Source organism: Spirosoma sp. KCTC 42546, assembly GCF_006965485.1.
GTDB lineage: Bacteria > Bacteroidota > Bacteroidia > Cytophagales > Spirosomataceae > Spirosoma.
The window spans coordinates 8,495,206-8,515,003 of sequence record NZ_CP041360.1; the positions used below are offsets into that span (position 1 = coordinate 8,495,206).

Genomic DNA, 19,798 nt, shown 5'->3' on the forward strand with positions numbered 1-19,798 from the left:
CTTCAAACTAAATATTTATTTCTTCCGCCCAATTACCGGGCAACGTTTAAACGGTTTGGTTTCATCGAATAGCTTCCGATAGGTAACGTGGGTTTTAACGATCTTCGACCCCAGCTGGCTTACAAAACGTACCATGATTGGGTTAAAATCGCCAACCCAGTTCATTTCGAGTTCGGTGTATTGAAAATTGGGATTATGGTCGGCTTCGTGCGGCATACGGAGGGCAATAGCGGCTTCCACCCCTTTCCCCTGGTGCTCAGGAGCTACACCAAAGACTACACCAAACGCCTTACGGTTTGTTTTCAGCAGCATGTGCCACAAAAACTTCAACTTTCCGATCAGATCAAGTTTACCATTCACATGCTTGAAAACCTGATTTAGCTCCGGCAGGCAAACGAAAAAAGCCACTGGTTCATCAAGGTAATACGCGAAATAGATTATTTTCTCGTCAATAACCGGCTTCAGCTTCTCCATCAACAACTGCGCCTGCCCAGCCGACATTTCCTTAACACCACTATGACCACCCCAGGCCGCATTGTAAATATGCCGAAACTGTTCGGCCGCTGCGGGCAGATGTTTTTTATCGATTGTTCGAAAGCTATAATCCGGGTTCTGGTAAATCCGTTGGGCCCGGTCTTTTACCGCCTGCGACATATCAACCAACTTCGCCCAGGTTGTTGGAATCCCGAACGTAAACTGTTTGAAATAGTCTTTGAAGCCGTAATTTTCAAAAAATGGAATGTAATACGGCTTTGTATACGGCATGCAATAGTTTGGCTCCCGGTCGAACCCATCGACTAATAAACCCCACCAGCGATCGCGATCACCAAAGTTGATTGGGCCGTCCATGGCTTCCATACCACGGCTTTGGAGCCACCCTTTTCCGGCATCAAACAGGGTAAAAGCGGCCTGTTGATCGTCAATGCACTCAAAGAATCCGATCCCACCTGTTGGCTGATCGTTATCGAGGTTCGCAATTTCGTAGTCGATAAAAGCGGCCATGCGCCCAATGGTTTCAGCCTTATCGTTCAACAGTAAATACCGAATGCACTCGCCATGCTCAAAGCGTTTATTGCGAGCTGGGTCGAATACTTCCTCGACATCGGCATCTAACGGGCGAATCCAATTTGGATCGTTGCGATAAAGACGAACTGGAAACTGAATAAATTCTTTCTGGTATTGGGCATTTGCGCCCACCTCAACTACCTGCATTCCTGAACCTAAGCGGGCGATTTGTCAAAACAAAACGCGAATATAACCAAAAGTGAGCGGGCTACCGTTTTCCAACGAACAATCCGTAACTTCGCCCTCATGAACAGTTTACTATCTGCCATGCTGATCCAGGAAACCCTCATCTTGCCAGCCCACTGTTGTCGCTGAACCCTTAACCTCGCCTACAGTTGTCTATCGGGCAGCTCTATTCCTTTATCAGTATTGTTGAACCAGAGTCAAACTCCCAATGCAACCGCTTACACTATACAATACACTTTCTCGCAAGAAAGAACTATTTGAACCGCTCAATCCCCCTTATGTGGGCATGTACGTCTGCGGACCAACGGTTTACAATTACGTTCACCTGGGCAACGTTCGTACGTTCCTCACGTTCGATACACTCTACCGCTACCTGACGTTTATTGGCTACAAAGTCCGCTACGTCCGTAACCTGACCGACGTAGGCCACTTAGTTGGTGATGGCGACGATGGTGAGGATAAAATTGGCCGGATGGCAAAGCTGGAAAAAGTTGAACCCATGGAAATCGTGCAACGCTTCACGAACGATTTTCATACTGTAATGGCCCAGTTCAATACCTTTCCACCGAGTATTGAACCCACTGCAACCGGCCATATGGTAGAGCAGATTGAAGCGGTACAGTCGTTACTAAGCAAAGAGCTCGCTTATGAATCAAACGGGTCGGTCTATTTCGACATTGAAACCTATAACAAGCGGGGCGGTAATTATGGCAAGCTGTCGGGCCGGATTCTGGACGATCTGCTGAATGAAACCCGTGAGCTGGATGGCCAGTCAGAAAAGCGCAGTCCACTCGATTTTGCGATCTGGAAACGCGCTGCACCCGAACACCTCATGCGCTGGAACTCGCCCTGGGGCGAAGGTTTCCCTGGCTGGCATCTGGAATGCACTTGCATGAGCACTAAATACCTGGGCAAACAATTTGATATTCACGGCGGTGGAATGGATTTAAAATTCCCACACCATGAGTGCGAGATTGCGCAGGGCGATGGATTAAGTGGTGTCGACCCGGTTCGGTACTGGATGCACTCGAACATGCTGACCGTTAATGGGCAGAAAATGTCGAAGTCATTGGGCAACTCATTTTTACCAGCGGAGTTGTTTGCTGGTAGCCACCAACTGCTCGAACAGGCGTATAGCCCCATGACGGTTCGTTTCTTTATGCTTCAGTCGCATTACCGGAGCACACTCGACTTTTCGAATGATGCGCTTAAAGCGGCTCAGAAAGGGTATCGTCGGTTGGCCAATGGCTTACGTATCGTTAAAACATTAACCTACGATGCGTCCGGCGAAAGTGTTTCTGTAAGCGAAGAAAAGCAGCAGGAAATCCGGCAGGCAGTTCAGCAGTTTTACGAGGCCATGAACGATGACCTTAATACGGCTGTCGGGATTGCCCAATTGTTCACATTGCTGAAGTACGTCAATATGCTGTACCTGAAACAACTTCAACCAGAAGCCCTCGGCGAAGACGTATTTAATCTACTGAAAGAGTCATTCGTATCGTTCATGAACGACGTATTGGGACTGAAAGAAGAAGGTACGAGCAACCAGCCGGTTTTGGAAGGTTTGCTAACCCTGTACCGGGAGTACAAAGAGCAGCGCCTGTATGATAAAGTGGATCAAATTCGCTCGTATTTCAAAGCGCAGGGGCTGGCTATTAAAGACATGAAACATCAGATCGACTGGGCTTATGAAGAGTAGTCTTTAAAACTAGTACGGCACGCGATTTAGTCCATCAAGCGATTAAGAAGCCTTAAGCTGATAGCTGGCGCTTATTACGAACGATCCGTTAATACTCTGTTGGAAGAAACTACCCAGCAGTCACACGTTAACGCGTACGCCGGATTCTGAGACGTACACCAGCCATACTCACCTTTAGGGCCTCGGTCGTAGTCGCGCCAATTGGGTAGCTAAAATAGGGTTCTGTCCACCACTCGTACTTCCCAACCGTCGCCATCCGAAGCCCAGTAGACAAGGTTAGCCAACGAAACGGTTGTAGTAATACACTGGCAGGTGTGCGCTGTACTATTTGTTCGGTATACGGTTTAACCTGCTGGGTCGAATCAAGTGGGTTTGAATTTACTCTTGTTACCTGATACTGGCTGATACGCTTTTCGCTAAATATTAAAGCCGATGATACTCCAATCGCCCCCCACCAGCTTACCCGTTTTGTATCCATAAACGTGTATCGAATCGAAAGCGGCAACGTAATCTGCCACCATTGATTAGTCTGTTGCAGCAATTCCCGGCTAGTAATCGAATCCCGGCTGGCCAGGCCATTTCCAGCCTGTGTTACCTGCGTTGGGGACAGTGTTAATTCTGTCCCCAAAAAAAGCTTACGAGTTAGCATTTTATCAACCCAAACTCCACCTATAGCACTCCAGGTGGGCTTTCCCTGCGGTATGTATGCAGCCTGCATCCCCACTATGGCTCCAATAAATACCGGCCGTTCAACCGATTTTGACTTTGGCGAGACAGAAACCTGCGGTAAGAAGTGAATCCTGGCGGGTATATTGGCAGATATATGATTGAATGACAATGGTCTGGTCGCTAGCGTATTTATCTGCAATCTAACTAGTCCAGCTGAAGTGGAGGTCGTTTCGGGAAGCCGCCCCCCTGACTTACTAGCCCAAAAAGATTTAGACAACGGCTCCTTTGCATAGGGAGTTTTTTTTGCCGTTGATCTATTTTTTAGGGCTCCAACCCATCTATTTTCTTGATAATCAAACCGAGAATCATCCAAAAGACGAACATGAATCGGAGCAGAGGAGCCTCTCCCCCGAGAACGCTGAGCTTGAATAACTGTTGTCGATGCAGATTTATAATTAGATTCCTCTTTTCTGAATGGTTTTAGAGTAGTTGTCGTAGGTAGCGATTTTTTTGTTTCAAAAGCGATTTTATCCGCCAGTTCAACTTTATAATCAGCCCTTTTCCCGATGCTCGTTGCGGTATAGGACAACCCACCAGCAGGCACCAATACCAGTGAGGAGGGCGTTATGGCATCGGTTTTAACCAATTTCAGGCCTGGTGCAACCGGCTCAAGTTCAGCAGAATCAGCTTTAGCCGATTGAAAAGTAGACTGTTTTTCGGGTTCCTCCACAACAAATCTCGGCCCCTGCTGGCTATTCGATGTGGCAATAGTACCTGCTTTCACCGTTATGGCAGCAGCCTGCGTGGGCAACCAATGTGGAACAATGTGCTGTGATTTTTCGCAAATAATTGCCACCGTCGTCAGCAGAATCAGCTTATACAAGCGCCCCTGTTTGGGAGAGCGAGAGCCTCGCTGAAATTTCTGAAACCGGCTCCAGGCATTTGGATCGCCTACCGGTTCGTAGCTGCGTAGCGTTTCCCTAAAATGCGCCCAGTCTGGGTCTTCCGGACGATCAGCAGAAGAAGTATAGTAAATGGGCATATAGGTTCGCACAGCATTATGTTGCCCCAGCAATTCTCTAAGCCGTTGTTTAGCCCGGGTCAGGTACACCCTGGAACTACTAACCGGAATGTTTAGTAACACCGCAATTTCTTCATGCGCATATCCTTCCACTTCATAAAGATTGAAGGTTAGACGCCATAAGTCGGGTAGTAGCGCTACTAGGCTTAAAATTTGCTCGGCGTTCAGGCTATCATGTACATATTCTGGGTGTCCTACCTCTGCGACTAGATCATCGATGGTGCTCTGGTGCAAATATGGTTTTTCTTTCCGGTACGCATCAATAGCCGTATGCACGGCTAATTGACGAAGCCAGGGCCGGAAATAGGTGGGATTGGGATAGGTTGATTTAAGCTGGTGAAACAGTTTAAAAAAACAGTCGTTGACAACTTCCTGCGCAAGCTCTTTCGATGAAAGATAACGTATGCAGATTCCATATACTAAGCTGTAGTACCGTTTAAAAACCATCTCCTGTGCTTTCGGATTGTCCCCACGGCACCCCTGCAGGCATTCTTGCTCCTGTGGTGTACAATCCAGTAATTCAGCTGTCATATGTACGGCAACTTCTTAACGAAACAGGCTTTGCTTATTTCCCGGCGAGCTTGTTTTATTGATTTTACCAATTCATCCTGGGAGAATCTCTCCTGTATGTTTTGACGATATAACTTTGGTGAGTAACGCCCTATATAACCCTTAGCGGGTTCGGCTACTTTATACAGGAACATAGTCATGCCCCCTTACAGCCCACAATTAAAAATGGATTGACCCTAGATTGACATTAGCCCCGTCAGCGACTTTAACCCGATCAATGGTTTGGCTAAACCCACAAGGAGTTGTGGTTAAGACTAGTTTATAGTAGCCTGCAACAACATCTGTAAGCTTAAACGGCTGGTTGATATTTGACACTACTTTGAGCTTCGTATTGGTTTCTTTCCAGAGCGTATCGCTATAAGTTATACCAGTACTATCTCGCTTAACAATTTGATTAATATCAATCTTAGTAGCAACAATGTTACAAGTTGAAGGTTGACAATGAGTCGAATCAGTCGCTGATTTATTAATTTGCAACGTACCTGTGATTGTAGCTCCATTGGCCACTCTATTGGACGAGTTAGGGGTATTTTCAGGCTGTATGTCCTGACTGCATCCAGCTAAGATGGTTAATAATCCTCCCACGAATAATAAATTTTTCATCGCTTTAAGAAGTTAGATTAATGACTTATCAACTAAGTCGGGAAGAATTATCAAAACGCTACAAAACATTCGTAATTTTTATAGAGGGTCTTTTAGCAACTGTGGGTAGTTTGCCGTTTGGGTGCAGAGCAAATCGTGCTGGCCTTTCAGTCACCCTATAAACGGTCCTTATCGGTCTATGCAATAGTCTAGCTTTGCTGGTAGTTAACTACCTACGATTTTGAGTAAAAAAGAAGCCCGGCTGTGTTACAACCGGGCTTCTTTTTTACTCAAAATCATAGGTATACACAGCTACTTCCGGGCTGCGTGGCGGTAGATTTAAAATCTCTTTGATCAGACTGGTCTTCAATCCGTATACCCATCCGTGCAAATGGGAAGCCTCGAATTTTTTCCAGGCTCGTTGAATAATTGTTGTTTGGGCCAGCTTCTTTACCTGCTTCTGAACATTCAGTTCGACTAAGTGCTCAAAACGTTCCTGCTCATCAGCCAGTAGCATCAGCTCCTGTTCATGCCAATGGCAAACGTCTTTTATGGACCATAACCATCTATTAATCAGCAAGATTTTTATTCGACATGGCAGCTTTTACGCCCCCACAGCCATAATGTCCGCATACGATAACATGCTTCACTTTTTAAACCTCTACGACATACTATAAAACCGAGAGCATATCCATATGCACAACCAGATTGGCCACATTCCGATGAAAAAAAATTTCACCGGGTTGTACCTGGGCAATTTCTTCGGTGGGCAATAGAATCACCATACACTCATTAGCGAAGCCCTTCTTTATGAACAAAAATGCCTGAGTGATCTCAGTTAATGTGTTCTGGTGATCGTTTTGAAAAAATTCAAATTCGCCTTCTACATCCCGGTCATCGGCTTATAGCCTGCAGATTATACTCTTTATCACTAATAAATATCCCACAGCAAAAAGAACACATTAAAATCAGATTAAAAGCCAATAAAAGAAAAGGGAATTGGTTTGATTTACTCAAAAACACCAAGTTCCCTTTAAGCGTCAATTGACCTTACTATTTGATTATTTAAACGGCTGACTTTTCGGTATTTTTGCAGGCCGATATACAAAAGCGGTATTAAATCGTTTTACAACACCCGATCCCAGTCCAAAAGGGATGTGTTGCTCTGTCATGAAAAAAATCATCCTTTCCTTTCTGGCTGTCTTGTTGTCTATTAGCGCCTGCCGTACCAAGCAGACCCAGAACGATACCACACAAACTACTGAGCAACCCGTTACCATTACGGCTCCCGCTTTTAATGCCGATTCGGCTTACTCCTATGTTGATCAGCAGGTAAAGTTCGGGCCGCGAGTGCCCAATACACCCGCTCATGTCCAAACTGGAAATTACCTGGCCGCCAAACTAAAGCAATTTGGTTGTACTGTTATTGAGCAGTCATTTGTAGCAACCACCTGGGATGGCAAGAAATTAAATGCCCGTAATATCATAGGCAGCATCAACCCTAGTGCTACCAAGCGTATTGTACTAGCATCGCACTGGGATTCACGCCCGCATGCTGATCAGGACCAAAACAAAGCTGACCAGACAAAGCCCGTTACAGCCGCTAATGATGGAGCCAGTGGTGTAGGTGTGTTGCTCGAACTAGCCAGATCTATTCAGCAGAGTCAGCAAAAACCAACCGTAGGCATTGATATTATCTTTTTCGATGCTGAAGACTGGGGCAATGGAGAAAAAGCCAGTAACGATTTTGAACAGGCCAGCGGTAATCAGTTCGATTATATCGGATTCTGCTTAGGCTCACGCTATTGGGCCAAAAACCTGCATAAGCCTGGGTATTCAGCTTATTTTGGCATTCTGTTAGATATGGTTGGTGCTAAAGGCGCTACATTTGCCAAAGAGGGCCTTTCGATGCAGTTTGCTCCGACAGTTGTTAACAATGTCTGGCAAACGGCCAGTCGTGCCGGATACAGCCAATATTTTGTCGATACGCCCGGCGGTCAAATTACCGATGACCACGTTGCTCCCAACACGATTGCCAAAATCCCGATGATCGACATTATTCACACGAATGTGGTTACGGGAGGTTTCTTCCCAGCCTGGCACACCGCAGAAGACAATATGAGTAACATTGACCGGGGCACCCTTAAGGCCGTTGGCCAAACGCTGTTACAGGTACTTTATAATGAACAATAAGCCAAACCTAGTGAACGAGCGAGCTATTAAAGGGGCAAAACAAGGGCTACGGCTTTTTATTTTTAGCTCACTGATCAGTTTAGTTACCGGATGTGGACCTGCACCGGATACATTTGGCAAACTTGATGTAAAAAAATGGCGGGGAGATCGGGGAGGTTGTAACGGCGTTCGGGCTACACTTGAACCCGCTTTTAGAGCGGAAATTCAAAATTTGAAAGGCAAAACGACCAACACTATTGGTGAACTCCTTGGCCGCCCTGATATCAATCAAATTGCCGACCGAAATCAGAAATTCTATATTTATTTCCTGGAAAAAGGCCCCCAGTGCGACCAAGCTGGCGTTAAATCAACCAGTCGTTCCGTGGCCATTCGGATGAGTGCAATTGGTGTAGCTACTGAAGTAACATTTCAAAATGGAACACCTTAGTAACGCGGACAAGTTGTTCGCATAGCCAAAAATCGTTCTTTTCGTTACAGACGGACAGGATGTCCGCGTTACACATAAAACTTCTTCCGCTCAATCATTTCTTCCACCACTTCCGGCACCATATACCGTATGGATCGGTTGGCGCGAATACAGTCGCGTATGAACGTAGCCGAGATGTCCAGTAAGGGTGCTTCTACAACACGAACACTGGCATGCGTTTTAAATGAGCTTTCTACTGTGCGGGGGCGCTCGTACACATATAAACCGTAATATTCCAGTATCTTATCGTAATTCTTCCAGTTGGCAAACTGCTCCAGATTATCTTCGCCCATAATCAGTCGGAAGGTATGCTGAGGATATTTTTCGCTGAGCCGTGTCAGAGTATCAATCGTATAGCTGGGCTTTGGCATCGAGAACTCAATATTCGTGGCCTTTAGGCGACTATTATCCGCAATAGCCCGTTCAACCATATCCAGCCGGTCGAACTCGTGCAGGAGGCTTTTGGTCTTCTTGAAGGGATTTTGGGGCGACACCACAAACCACACCTGTTCGAGATCGGTTGTGGTTGCCATCGTATTCGCAATGATCAGATGGCCAATATGAATGGGATTGAAGGAACCGAAGAATAAGCCGATTTTCATGGGGGTAAGGAGCGAGAAGCAAGGAGCAGGGATAACAACTACCGCCCTAATTTTGAGCCAGCCATTCTCAATATTCGCTCCTAACTACTACTATTAAATTACTGTCGCTTTCGCGGGTACTTTATTTTCCTTTATAAAATCGTCGACCAGTTTTTGCGCCTTTTGAAGTGATGTTTCCAGATCATCATTCATTAAAATGACATCAAAACGATCTTGAAAACTCATTTCAAAGTGGACTTTAAACAAGCGTCGGGACAAGCTTTCTTCAGTCTCAGAACCACGGCCTATTAGACGTTGGCGGAGCGTCTCTTCGTCTGGTACTTTTACAAAAACGGCCAGTGCTTTATCGCCATAGAAGTTTTTCAGCTTTAGTCCACCCTGAACATCCACATCAAAAAGAACGTGTTTGCCGGTAGACCACACTCGTTCTATTTCAGACTTTAACGTGCCATAGAATGCGCCGGTATAAACCTCTTCCCATTCAACGAACTCGTTGTCATCGATTTTATGCTTGAACTCTTCGGGTGTCAAAAAATAATAATCTTTCCCATTTTCTTCAGCGCGGCCCCGGCGGTCGCGGGTGCAGGCTGAAATAGAAAAGCCGAGATTCTTGTTCTCGGCCAGCAAATGCTTGACAATTGTAGTTTTGCCCGAACCAGAAGGGGCTGAAAAAATAATAAGCTTACCGTCCACAGTGGGTAATGGGTTGATTTAACTAAAAGTAATTGGGGTAATTAAGGTTGCTGGTGTACGCACTCCTTAATTACCCCAATTAGGTTGGCTACTATTAACTAAAACTCAGAATTCTGGATTTGATCGTTGCTACTAACTGCTCTGGGCAGCATCGTTTCTCCATTCGCTTAGTCAATAACTCCTTCACTTCCTTTTCAAGCTGGTACATCTCGATGCAGGGTCTGCATGATTCAAGATTAGCTTTCACTCTGACAAGCTGTTGTTCGGTGGCTTCTCCATCCAGAATCAACTGGATCATCTTCAGACAGTCGGCGCTGTGATTACAATGTTCTTTCATCTCTGGTTTTGCGCTAGATGAAGATGAGGGCGGCAACGAAGTTTGCATTGGAAAAATTTTATTTATTCCAAGAATAATAATACCATTAAGTTATCAGCAGAACCAATTTAGGCTTAGAAAAAGTTCGGTTTATTCTTCATTTTCTTCTTTATAGCCCATCGAAGATGCGTAATCACGCAATTTTTCTTTCAATAGGTTCCGAGCCCGGTGTAGTCGAGATCGTACAGTACCTATTGGGATGTCCAGAATCTTAGCCATTTCTTCATACGTAAATCCTTCGATATCGCAGAGGATAATCACTGTCCGGAAATCCACAGGCAACGAGTTTAAAGCCGTTGCCACTTCATCGCCGATTAAGTCGGAAACTGATTCGGCCCGAAGGTCGACCGTATGTTCGGATTCCGCATCTTCAGAGTTATAGGTCGTTTCAACGTCCTGATAATCTACTTTAGCGGGTTCCTTACTTTTTTTCCGATAATCGTTAATGAAGCTGTTCTTCAGAATCCGAAACAGCCATGCTTTGGCGTTAGTTCCTTGCTCAAAGGACGAAATGAACCGAAATGCCTTTAGATAAGTATCCTGTACGAGATCGTTTGCGTCGTCCTCGTCGGTTGTCAACCGAAAAGCAAAGTTGTACATGGAGTCAATGTGTGGCATAAACTCCTTATTAAAAATCTGGTACTTCTGCGCATCGGAATAACCACGAGCGGGAGTATCTGCCGAGGGTTGTTCGGTCGGGTCGCTGTCGGGTAACAATTGGTCGTCGTCGCGAGTTGGCGTATCTGACATAACTTCGGGAATAGTCGCCATAAAAGTAAGAGTAAATTGCCGTTTACTATCGGCCATACCCAACGAATTCAATAATAAGACGATCAGATTCGCTGAGTTACACAACTTACACCACAAAAATTAATCCTTTGTTTGAAAAGAATGTTTAAAGTTAATCGAATATGACGATTTGGCAGTGAACGTTCCTATACCTGACAACGTTAAAGCCAGCCAAATCCTACTCATTAGTAGCATCTGACTGGCCCCATAATCTCTTTAACGGCTCGTTAAGCCTCAATTGTTTTAAAATATCGTTTGAGCCATGAGGTAATGGCCGGAATGCGCCATTCTGCCATAAACTCCGCTTTTGTTTTCACTAATGTGTTAAATACCGTTGTATCAGGTGTTATCAATCCATCGGCAACGGCTCTTTTAATGGCCGGCAAAGCAAACGTCTGTACCGTTCCGTCTGCTACCTGAACAGCCGCCGAACGGTCGAAAAAATCCACTGCCAATTGACGTCCAATTTCCTGCACAGTCCGCATCGAGGCATCAATGGAACAGCCACTGGGTAAGGTATACCCTTCGTCTACGCCAACTACAACAAATCGACTGTTAACCACTTTTGCCGATGCCAACAATGGCTGACCATGTGCCGCCCATTGGCTCAAGGCAGGTTGTAACGCTTCGTCTATCGTTTTTATATCACCATCCGTAAGCGAACGGTTTGCCTGGTACACCCATACACGGGCGGTATCCGGCAGTTTATCAAAATCTATGTACATAGTCAATAAATAATGTAGAATGGACAATGAATAATGTAGAATAAATGAAGTGAATGATTCCCTCATTATTCATTGTCCATTCTACATTATTTATTGATCTCACAACCCTTGCCCTTGGGCGATGAGTTCCGAAATGTCGTAGACACGCACAGAATCTTCGCGGTTCTTATTCTTAACACCGTCAGACATCATTGTCATACAAAATGGGCAGGCTACAGCAATCGTATCGGCACCTGTACTGAGCGCTTCCTCAACGCGCTCCACGTTTACATCTTTTTTACCAGGCTCGGGTTCCTTGAAATACTGGCCACCACCTGCTCCACAGCACAAGCCATTGGCCCGTACGCGCTTCATCTCGACTAGGTCGGCATCTAGTGCCGCCAACACTTCGCGTGGAGCCTCATACACTTTATTAGCTCTGCCAAGATAGCATGAGTCATGGAACGTTATACGACGGCCTTTAAACGACTGCCCATCTTTCACACGAACACGTCCTTCGTTGATGAGCCCCTGCAAAAACTGTGAGTGGTGGATTACCTCATAGTTTCCCCCTAATTCAGGGTACTCATTTTTAAGTGTATTGAAACAATGCGGACAGGCTGTCACGATTTTCTTGACATTGTAGCCATTTAACACCTGAATATTGGCCATAGCCTGCATCTGGAACAGAAACTCATTCCCAGCGCGTCGGGCAGGATCGCCCGTACAGGCTTCTTCGGAACCAAGCACAGCGAACTTAATACCAACATGATTCAGAATACGAACGAAGGCAATAGTTACCCGTTTATAACGGTCATCGAATGAGCCAGCACACCCAACCCAAAACAAGATTTCCGGTTCTTCGCCCGATGCAACCATGTCGGCCATCGTTGGTACTTTGTATGTTTTTTCAGTTGACATTGTTGGGATGTTTTCGGTGTTCGGTTTACAGCTTATGGTAAGTTGACGCGCCAGTTGCTCTTGCATTAGCCCACCGTGAGCTGTAAACCGAATACCCTAACCTATTTTTCATTCACCTGATCAGCCCAGTTAAACCGATCGCTGGGCGAGAATTTCCAGGGAGCCATGTTATTCTCAATATTACTAAACATGGCATTCCAGGAAGCTGGTGCCTGCGATTCTTCCATAACCCGATACCGGCGTAATTGCAGAATGATATCCAATGGGTTTATATTGATCGGGCAGGCATTTACACAGGCCTGGCAAGTCGTACAGGCGTTGAGCTCCTCGGCAGTTATATAGTCATTCAATAAAGACTTTTCGTCCTTGTAGTCATATCCGTTCGTTTTCCATCCGCGCTGAATTTCTTCAAGTCGGTCGCGGGTGTCCATCATGATTTTTCGGGGCGACAGCTTCTTACCTGTAATATTGGCGGGACAGACTGATGTACAACGCCCACATTCAGTACAACTATAGGCGTTCATAAGATTGATCCACTTCAAATCCTGCACATCTTTAGCACCGAACCGCCCAACTTCCGCTGGCTGCTCGCCATTATCGTTGTTTTGTGATCCATCTGCGTCAGTCGTAACAGGCAAGCCAAGCGCGAGCTGAACTTCTTTGGTTATCTCTGGCATATTCTGCATTTCGCCCTTCGGCTGTAGGTCCGAGAAATAGACATTCGGAAAGCCAAGGGCAATATGGAGGTGTTTTGAATAGGTTACATAAACAGCGAAAGTCAGAATCCCTAAAATATGCAACCACCAGGTTGTGCGTTCATAGACGGTAAGAGCTGTATCACTAAACCCGGCAAAAAGCGGCTTAAAAAATTGGCTGATCAGGAAGTCAGGCACAACACCCTGCAATTCAGCATAATGCCCAACACCCCGATCACGTAACACGCTATCGGATGCATTCCAGGTGAGGAATGCGATCATGAGTAAAATCTCAGCGGTTAGAATAATGGCAGCATCAGTACGGGGCCAGCGGGTCATTTCACGATGGCGTTTTTCCTGAAAACGAGGTACTTTCGCAATAAACCGACGGCATAAAAAAATGACACAAACAGCCAGCACGCCAAACGCTAATAGCTCAAAGACATCAATTAAAATTGGATAAACGGGTGTAATGTAAGGGGCAAATAGCCGGTGCGTTCCTAGCATACCATCCAGAATAATTTCAAGTACTTCGAGGTTAACAATGAGAAAACCAGCATAAATAACAAAGTGCATGACGCCAACCAGCAAATTGGTAAACATTTTTTTTTGCCCAAAGGCTACTAGAAGCATCGTTTTCAATCGCTCGTCTGGATGGTCGAAGCGATTTTCGGCACGGCCAAGCTTAATAGCACGTGTGATGAGCCTAACGCGCTTAGTTATATACCAACCTGTTACGGCTAGAGCCGCTACAAACAAAATTTGTTGAATAATCTCCATTCGTATTTGAGCTTATTATGACTGATAATCAACAAATTGACGTAATCGCCAACACTTTATTGAAAATTATTTTAGTCAATGCATTGTAAAAAGGCGCATTATATATACTTTTGCACCCACGTTTCAGGGTGATGTAGCTCAGTTGGTAGAGCAAAGGACTGAAAATCCTTGTGTCGGCGGTTCGATTCCGTCCATCACCACCACCCTAACGTTAAGCCTTCCCATTGGGAAGGCTTTTTTTATTGCTCCTATATTTATTAAATCCGTTTCCACTGATTGAAAAAGTACGTGAACAAACACAGTAATAGTATGCAAGCATACTATTTTTTACATCGGCAAATATACTGCTTTCATAGTAGCTAACAAGTGTTAAAAGGGGTTGTTTTATAGAACTGAAGCTCTCGAAGTCAACTTCAGCCTACAATTTTCTCCGTAGTGAACGTCTAAGCGTTACGACTGAAACAAAAGATGTATGTAAGGCGCTCTACTTCTGGACGGCATCCATCTCAATTCCAATTGCTTTCATTAATTGACTGGCATTAAAGCTTTCGCAGATACCATTACGGAGCTTATAATCAAACACGAGTTCGCCATCGTGAAGATCAGACTGAAAATGGAAGTTGCGCACAAAGCTATCGGCATCCGTAAGTTGACCCAATTCGAGATCATGGGTCGAAACAAATCCAGAGGCAGTTGTCTGGTGTAGCTGCCGAATAAGTGCCTCTGCCCCTCTGTGTCGATCAGCCGAGTTTGTCCCCTTCAGAATTTCATCCAGAAAATAGAGAACCGGCAGGCGATCCTGCGATAAAGCTGCCTGCTTACCATCCGTCATTTGTTTGGTCAGGCCAATTAGCGTTTGTAGCCGTTTTAATTCGGCGTAAAACGATGATGTGCTTTCTTCAAGTGAGTCATTCGTTCGCATACTCGTAAAGGCTCGTACGGGCGAACACCAGAATCGTTCAGCACTGACAACTGCCCCCGCCAATGCCAATATGACATTGGCCCCAACGGTACGTAAGAAGGTGCTTTTCCCCGACATATTCGAACCCGTGATGAGCACCGTTTTTCCGGCTCCGTTTAGGGTGAGTGAGTTTGCGACGCTACGATCGGTTGGTAACAAAGGATGAGAAGCCAGTGTAAAATCCAGCATGAACTCATCATCAACGATATCAGGCGTTGCGTAGGTAGGGTGGGCGTAAGCGAAGCCAGCTAAACTATTGAGTGCTTCAAGTTCTCCTAATACTTTAAACCAACGGCCGAGATCCGGACCATATTGTTGCCGCCAGCGTTCGAGCCGAAATAGATAGTGAATATCCCACAGAGTCGCTATTCCGAAGAGCAGGAAAAAGTACGGATTTCGGCGGTAATTCAGCCCTTCCGTTAGCTGACCAAGTTGGCCAATGGCTTTTGAAGCAGACCTATCTTTGGACATCAACGCCTGCCGAATAGCTCGCAGTCGTACCGTGTCTCCTTTTACCTGTTCAGCCTCTCTAAAAAGCGCCTGAAATGCCCGCAATGCCGTCGAAATCTCAAATGTCTGTTCACTAGCTTCTTTTGCCTTTGCCGCCGTCTGGCTAAGAACCAGACCATGAACGGCTAATCCGAGCAACACGGCTGTACCCGGCATGTAACCTAACAGCCAGGCAACAAATAGACTCACGGTAATAACCGGAAATAGAAACCGGACAATGTTCAGGTAACCTGGCAACGTTGAACTCTCAGCCATTGCCCATTTAACCACTGCATCGGGTGAGCGACCAACGCTTTCTTCTAGGTTGGCTAAGGCCTCAAACTGTTGTCTCCAGTCAAGTTGGGGTTTCAGTTCGGAAGCGGCTTGCTGGCGGAGTCTAATACCATCGGGGTTAGAAGGAGACTTGAGCCAGTTCGCCAGTCGATTCTGCCCTTCGTAGGTATGCGTCCGGTTTAGAAGCCGAAATAGTGAATGTTTTCCAAATACGTCTAAATCGCCGGAATAATGGTGCGTTGGACTAGCAAACTGATCTCCGGTTTCAGAACGCAGGTACTGTCGTTTGAGTCGAGCGGCTTCGTCCTGATTGATAAACGTCAACTGATGGCTCAGGTCACGTTTACGTCGGACGGTTTGGTGTTTTTTGAGGAGTACCAAAAAACCAATCAATCCGGCCAGTAAGCTGCCAGCAGCCCCTAATTGATAATCGAGTCGGATAAGTAGCCAGACAGCAGCGACGCTGCCAATAAACCAGACAAGTCTCCAGAAGGCTAGTTGATTATACTGACGTTGAGCAGCTTGTTCGTCCCGAATAAATTGTTGTTGGCGATTTAGGAAACTAGTTTCAGTAGACATTAGTGTAACGCGGCCGGGCCACGTTATTTATTACAATCCAGGCAAACGCCTTGAATTAATAAGTTCATTTCTTTTCGATTATAGCCTTCAGGAAGGGCAACCGAAGGAATGCTAACCTGATCCAGGCAAGTGGTTTGACCGCAGGCTTCACATTTAAAATGAACATGGTCGTGATGATGATGACCATCGGCGCAGCGCTCGCGACAGAGAGCATATTTAGTACCACCTTCATCATCGAGAACTTTGTGCAAAAGTCCCTTATCTAAAAACGTCCGTAGCGTCCGATAAATCGTGACACGGTCGTGGTCCGGACTTAAGCCATTTTCCACATCGTGGTGCGCCAGTGCATGACCAGCGTTCAGAAACAAATCAAGCACTTCCTCCCGGCCATTTGTATGGCGGAGCTTAAAGTCTTTCAGGGTTTTTTCAGCCAATGTCATGGTTTATTAATTAATAATGTAAAATGGATAATAACTAGTTGCTGCATTATCCATTTTACATTAATTATTATTCTGTTATCTCGAACTGCAATTTAACCAGGTTTGCATAGATGCCGTCTTCCTGCGTAGCTAGTTCGTCGTGAGTACCCGACTCCGCAATTTGGCCTTCGCGCATCACGTAAATCCTGTCTACTTTCCGAATCGTTGCCAGTCGGTGGGCAATAATGATGGTCGTTCGGTTTTGCATCAGCACATCTAACGCTTCCTGTACCAACCGTTCAGATTCGGCATCGAGCGAACTCGTAGCTTCATCCAGAATCAAAATGGCTGGGTCTTTCAAGATAGCCCGGGCAATAGCAATCCGTTGTCGCTGACCTCCTGACAATTTAACGCCCCGTTCACCAACAATCGTTTGCAATCCTTCGGGAAATGAATCGATAAATTGAAGTGCATTCGCCTTCCGTGCTGCTTCCCGAACCTCTGTTTCTGTAGCGCCGGGTTTACCGTATTGAATATTTTCCAGAATAGTACCGCCAAACAACATCACCTCCTGGGGTACCACGGCAATATTTTTCCGTAACTCTGTTATATTGAAACCTGTTAAATCGCGACCATCAACAGTAATTTTACCACTGCTAATTTGATAATAGCGCATTAACAACTGAACAATGGTGGACTTCCCGGCTCCACTCTGCCCAACTAGGGCAATTTTCCGCCCAGCAGCAACATCAAAGGAGATTCCTTTCAAAACGGGTATTTCAGGGCGAGACGGATAGGAAAACCGAACATCTTCGAACTGAACATGCCCATGAACCGGTACAAACAAGGGAGTTTCCTGACTAGCGTCGACCTCTGATGGCTCTTCCAGAATTTCCAGCACCCGCTCCGATGAGCCAATCGTTCGCTGTAACTGAGCGTATAAATCACCCATGCCAGCTACAGAGCCACCAATAAATGTTGTGTAGACAATGAATGTCAGCAAATCAGCAAACGGCATTTCGCCCGATAAAACCAGTGAACCACCAAACCATACTACGCCAATAATGCCACCAAACAGGGCAAAAATCACGAAGGATACAAATATTCCCCGGAATCGTGCCGCCCGCAGCGCTGTACCAACAACCCGTTGCAAAGCAGTTCCATAGCGATTGATTTCGAGCCGTTCGTTGGTAAATGCTTTTACCACGTTTACCGACTGAAGTGTTTCCTCAACAATAACATTGGCCTGAGCCAGCAAATCCTGTGCTTGTTTCGACAGTTTGCGGATAAACCGACCAAAGACCATTGCCGCAACAATGATAACCGGGAAGGTGGCCAGCATGAATAAGGTCAGTTTCCAGGAAACGTATAAAATAATGGCGGTACCAATCGTTAGCGTACCTACTTGCCGAAACAATTCAGCCACCGTTAGCGTCAGAACGTCCTGCAACTGCGAAATATCTGCCGAAATACGGCTGGTTAATTCACCTACGCGTCGTTGTTCAAAAAAGCGAATTGGCAGCGTTATGATTTTACTGTAAGTGGCCTGGCGCACATCGGCCATCGCTCGCTCACTTACCTGCGAGAAGAAATAAATTCGGAAGAACGAGAAAATGGCCTGGGCTATCAATACGCCGACAAAAAACAGTGTTACCTGATTTAGCGTAAACGCCGATTTCCCTTGTATAACGCTCGTAATCTGGCCAATCAGCAATCCGAAACTCATCGTTGTACCCGTCGATAAGATCAGAAACACAAACCCGATGATGTATTGAAACCGATAGGGTTTCACAAACTGGAATATGCTCAGGGCTTTTTTAAAGCCTTCCTTACTAAATTTCTTTTTATCCTCTTCGCTGGCTTCTTCGCCAAAACCTCGTCCCCGTTTTGCCATTATAAATATGGTTTTCTGTTTACGGTTTTTAGTTTACGGTGGCTGACGCAGGAGATTATATAACGCGTCAGCCACCGTAAACTAAAAACTGTAAACCATTATTCTTTTTGTCCTTTATAACCCGATTGTTCAAAAATTTGCCGGGTATCGGCGTTATGCATCAAATCCGCGATACTGACGCTATTATGCTCGTCGTGATAGCGACCCACAATCCGCCAACCGATCCAACGACCAATTGCACCAGGGCAAGCCTGACCAATTTCGGCGGTAAAAGGCCGTTCGTTCAAATATCGCTGTTTTATTGCCGGGTTTGTTTGATATAGTAATTGATTATCAATAAAATGCCCCCAAACAACATCCTGTGCATTAAACGTTTGGCTTAGTTGTTTGTCTGAGTAACCGATAACAAGGCTGTCGGCAATGGGTTCACCCCCTACATCAGGCAGCATCGTTTTCGTAAATATGTATCCTTTGCCATAGTACACCATATCGGCCAGCATCGTTTGGTCGGCCCGGTTCGTGGCATTGTATTTGTCAGAGATCGCGAAAACAATAGCGGGAACAATGTACTCTTTCGCGTAGCGACGCAGAATGTATTGTGGATACTCGGGGCCCTGTGGGCGATATTTCGCTTTCGGGCCAGCAAAGTAGTCGAGGCCAATAACGATTAGACTATCGGTAACAACCAGATCCGGCCCAAGAAAACCCGTGATAACAGTCACGACTCTGGGCGAATGGAAATCCGGAAAGTCTTTTTTTATGTTTGTAAACGCCTGGGCCAATTGACTGCGAATATCGGCCATATCGCCAAATTCGCTCTGAACCTGGGCATTGAGTTCGTTGAGAGCCGGGTTATTGACCCGGTTGGTCAATTCATGGACGAGCGCTGTATCATTTCCGGCCCCATTCGCGTTAAAGTACAATTGAGCGACAGCCGGATTTTGATTCAGCAATGACTTAATCTTGTCGGGCGACTTATCAGAAAAAAGTTGCTGGTCGAACCGGATAAGCGTAACGTCTTCGTTTTTAGTACACGAAGCCAATAAAAGTAAGCAAAAAAGCCCCGCAAGGGCTGTCTGTATTCGCATGAA

At 45.8% G+C, this 19,798-nt stretch carries 20 protein-coding genes and 1 tRNA gene; 4 read left to right on the plus strand and 17 right to left on the minus strand.

The features are described from left to right. Positions 1-15: 15 nt before the first annotated feature. The gene (locus tag EXU85_RS34535) at positions 16-1,212 is read right to left on the minus strand and encodes a hypothetical protein (RefSeq protein ID WP_142776439.1); all 1,197 of its coding nucleotides are present in this window, start codon (positions 1,210-1,212) and stop codon (positions 16-18) included. Positions 1,213-1,459: 247 nt separating this feature from the next. Here EXU85_RS34535 and cysS point away from each other — a divergent pair, with 247 nt between their 5' ends. Next, positions 1,460-2,950: a cysteine--tRNA ligase gene (gene cysS, locus EXU85_RS34540; protein ID WP_142776440.1), complete on the plus strand. Its 1,491-nt coding sequence runs from the start codon at positions 1,460-1,462 to the stop codon at positions 2,948-2,950. A gap of 127 nt (positions 2,951-3,077) precedes the next feature. On the opposite strand, the gene EXU85_RS34545 is transcribed toward cysS, so the two are convergent. From EXU85_RS34545 to EXU85_RS36300, 5 genes are all read right to left on the minus strand, one after another. Continuing rightward, the gene (locus tag EXU85_RS34545) at positions 3,078-5,231 is read right to left on the minus strand and encodes an RNA polymerase sigma factor (RefSeq protein WP_142776441.1); all 2,154 of its coding nucleotides are present in this window, start codon (positions 5,229-5,231) and stop codon (positions 3,078-3,080) included. A gap of 198 nt (positions 5,232-5,429) precedes the next feature. Beyond that, a complete protein-coding gene (locus EXU85_RS34550) occupies positions 5,430-5,873 on the minus strand; it encodes a hypothetical protein (RefSeq protein ID WP_142776442.1) in 444 nt (147 codons plus the stop codon). A gap of 265 nt (positions 5,874-6,138) precedes the next feature. Further along, positions 6,139-6,432, minus strand: a complete 294-nt coding sequence (locus EXU85_RS35695) for a carbonic anhydrase (RefSeq protein ID WP_210422425.1) — start codon at positions 6,430-6,432, stop codon at positions 6,139-6,141. Continuing rightward, positions 6,422-6,502 (minus strand): carbonic anhydrase, encoded by an 81-nt coding sequence (locus tag EXU85_RS36295; protein ID WP_210422512.1) that lies wholly within the window; start codon positions 6,500-6,502, stop codon positions 6,422-6,424. The genes EXU85_RS35695 and EXU85_RS36295 overlap by 11 nt, the downstream gene beginning before the upstream one ends. A 21-nt stretch (positions 6,503-6,523) precedes the next feature. Continuing rightward, the gene (locus tag EXU85_RS36300; protein ID WP_371731976.1) at positions 6,524-6,637 is read right to left on the minus strand and encodes a carbonic anhydrase; all 114 of its coding nucleotides are present in this window, start codon (positions 6,635-6,637) and stop codon (positions 6,524-6,526) included. A 385-nt stretch (positions 6,638-7,022) separates the two neighbouring features. Here EXU85_RS36300 and EXU85_RS34560 point away from each other — a divergent pair, with 385 nt between their 5' ends. Together EXU85_RS34560 and EXU85_RS34565 are read left to right on the plus strand one after the other, a co-directional pair. Further along, positions 7,023-8,045 carry a M28 family peptidase gene (locus tag EXU85_RS34560; protein WP_142776443.1) on the plus strand — a complete coding sequence of 341 codons (1,023 nt, stop codon included), beginning with the start codon at positions 7,023-7,025 and terminating at the stop codon, positions 8,043-8,045. Then, positions 8,035-8,472, plus strand: a complete 438-nt coding sequence (locus tag EXU85_RS34565; protein WP_246859369.1) for a hypothetical protein — start codon at positions 8,035-8,037, stop codon at positions 8,470-8,472. Before EXU85_RS34560 ends, EXU85_RS34565 begins: the two co-directional genes overlap by 11 nt. Before the next feature lie 68 nt (positions 8,473-8,540). Here the strand turns inward: EXU85_RS34565 and nadD are convergent, their stop codons facing one another. From nadD to EXU85_RS34600, 7 genes are all read right to left on the minus strand, one after another. Next, positions 8,541-9,113, minus strand: coding sequence for a nicotinate (nicotinamide) nucleotide adenylyltransferase (gene nadD / locus EXU85_RS34570; protein ID WP_142776444.1), 573 nt, complete (start codon positions 9,111-9,113; stop codon positions 8,541-8,543). A 93-nt stretch (positions 9,114-9,206) separates the two neighbouring features. Further along, entirely contained in the window at positions 9,207-9,806 is a 600-nt protein-coding gene (gene gmk / locus EXU85_RS34575) for a guanylate kinase (RefSeq protein WP_142776445.1), read from the minus strand. A gap of 94 nt (positions 9,807-9,900) precedes the next feature. Further along, positions 9,901-10,143 (minus strand): hypothetical protein, encoded by a 243-nt coding sequence (locus EXU85_RS34580; RefSeq protein ID WP_142776446.1) that lies wholly within the window; start codon positions 10,141-10,143, stop codon positions 9,901-9,903. 129 nt (positions 10,144-10,272) lie between these two features. Further along, on the minus strand, positions 10,273-10,953 hold the full coding sequence (locus tag EXU85_RS34585) for a sigma-70 family RNA polymerase sigma factor (protein ID WP_198174876.1): 681 nt from the start codon (positions 10,951-10,953) through the stop codon (positions 10,273-10,275). Between the two features lie 245 nt (positions 10,954-11,198). Then, complete coding sequence (locus EXU85_RS34590; RefSeq protein WP_142776447.1) at positions 11,199-11,696, minus strand: hypothetical protein; 498 nt, start codon at positions 11,694-11,696, stop codon at positions 11,199-11,201. Between the two features lie 99 nt (positions 11,697-11,795). After that, entirely contained in the window at positions 11,796-12,596 is an 801-nt protein-coding gene (locus EXU85_RS34595) for a (Fe-S)-binding protein (protein WP_142776448.1), read from the minus strand. Positions 12,597-12,697: 101 nt separating this feature from the next. Further along, positions 12,698-14,071: a 4Fe-4S dicluster domain-containing protein gene (locus tag EXU85_RS34600; protein WP_142776449.1), complete on the minus strand. Its 1,374-nt coding sequence runs from the start codon at positions 14,069-14,071 to the stop codon at positions 12,698-12,700. 127 nt (positions 14,072-14,198) lie between these two features. On the opposite strand from EXU85_RS34600, the gene EXU85_RS34605 reads away from it, so the two are divergent. Further along, positions 14,199-14,274 (plus strand) — tRNA-Phe (locus EXU85_RS34605). 281 nt (positions 14,275-14,555) lie between these two features. Here EXU85_RS34605 and EXU85_RS34610 read toward each other — a convergent pair. The 4 genes from EXU85_RS34610 to EXU85_RS34625 all read right to left on the minus strand — a co-directional run bounded on the left by EXU85_RS34610 (position 14,556) and on the right by EXU85_RS34625 (position 19,795). Beyond that, positions 14,556-16,394 carry a DNA mismatch repair protein MutS gene (locus tag EXU85_RS34610; RefSeq protein ID WP_142776450.1) on the minus strand — a complete coding sequence of 613 codons (1,839 nt, stop codon included), beginning with the start codon at positions 16,392-16,394 and terminating at the stop codon, positions 14,556-14,558. Positions 16,395-16,417: 23 nt separating this feature from the next. Next, positions 16,418-16,834: a Fur family transcriptional regulator gene (locus tag EXU85_RS34615; RefSeq protein ID WP_142776451.1), complete on the minus strand. Its 417-nt coding sequence runs from the start codon at positions 16,832-16,834 to the stop codon at positions 16,418-16,420. Positions 16,835-16,901: 67 nt separating this feature from the next. Then, the gene (locus EXU85_RS34620; RefSeq protein WP_142776452.1) at positions 16,902-18,707 is read right to left on the minus strand and encodes an ABC transporter ATP-binding protein; all 1,806 of its coding nucleotides are present in this window, start codon (positions 18,705-18,707) and stop codon (positions 16,902-16,904) included. 98 nt (positions 18,708-18,805) lie between these two features. Further along, positions 18,806-19,795: a gliding motility protein gene (locus tag EXU85_RS34625; protein ID WP_142776453.1), complete on the minus strand. Its 990-nt coding sequence runs from the start codon at positions 19,793-19,795 to the stop codon at positions 18,806-18,808. Positions 19,796-19,798: the final 3 nt, after the last annotated feature.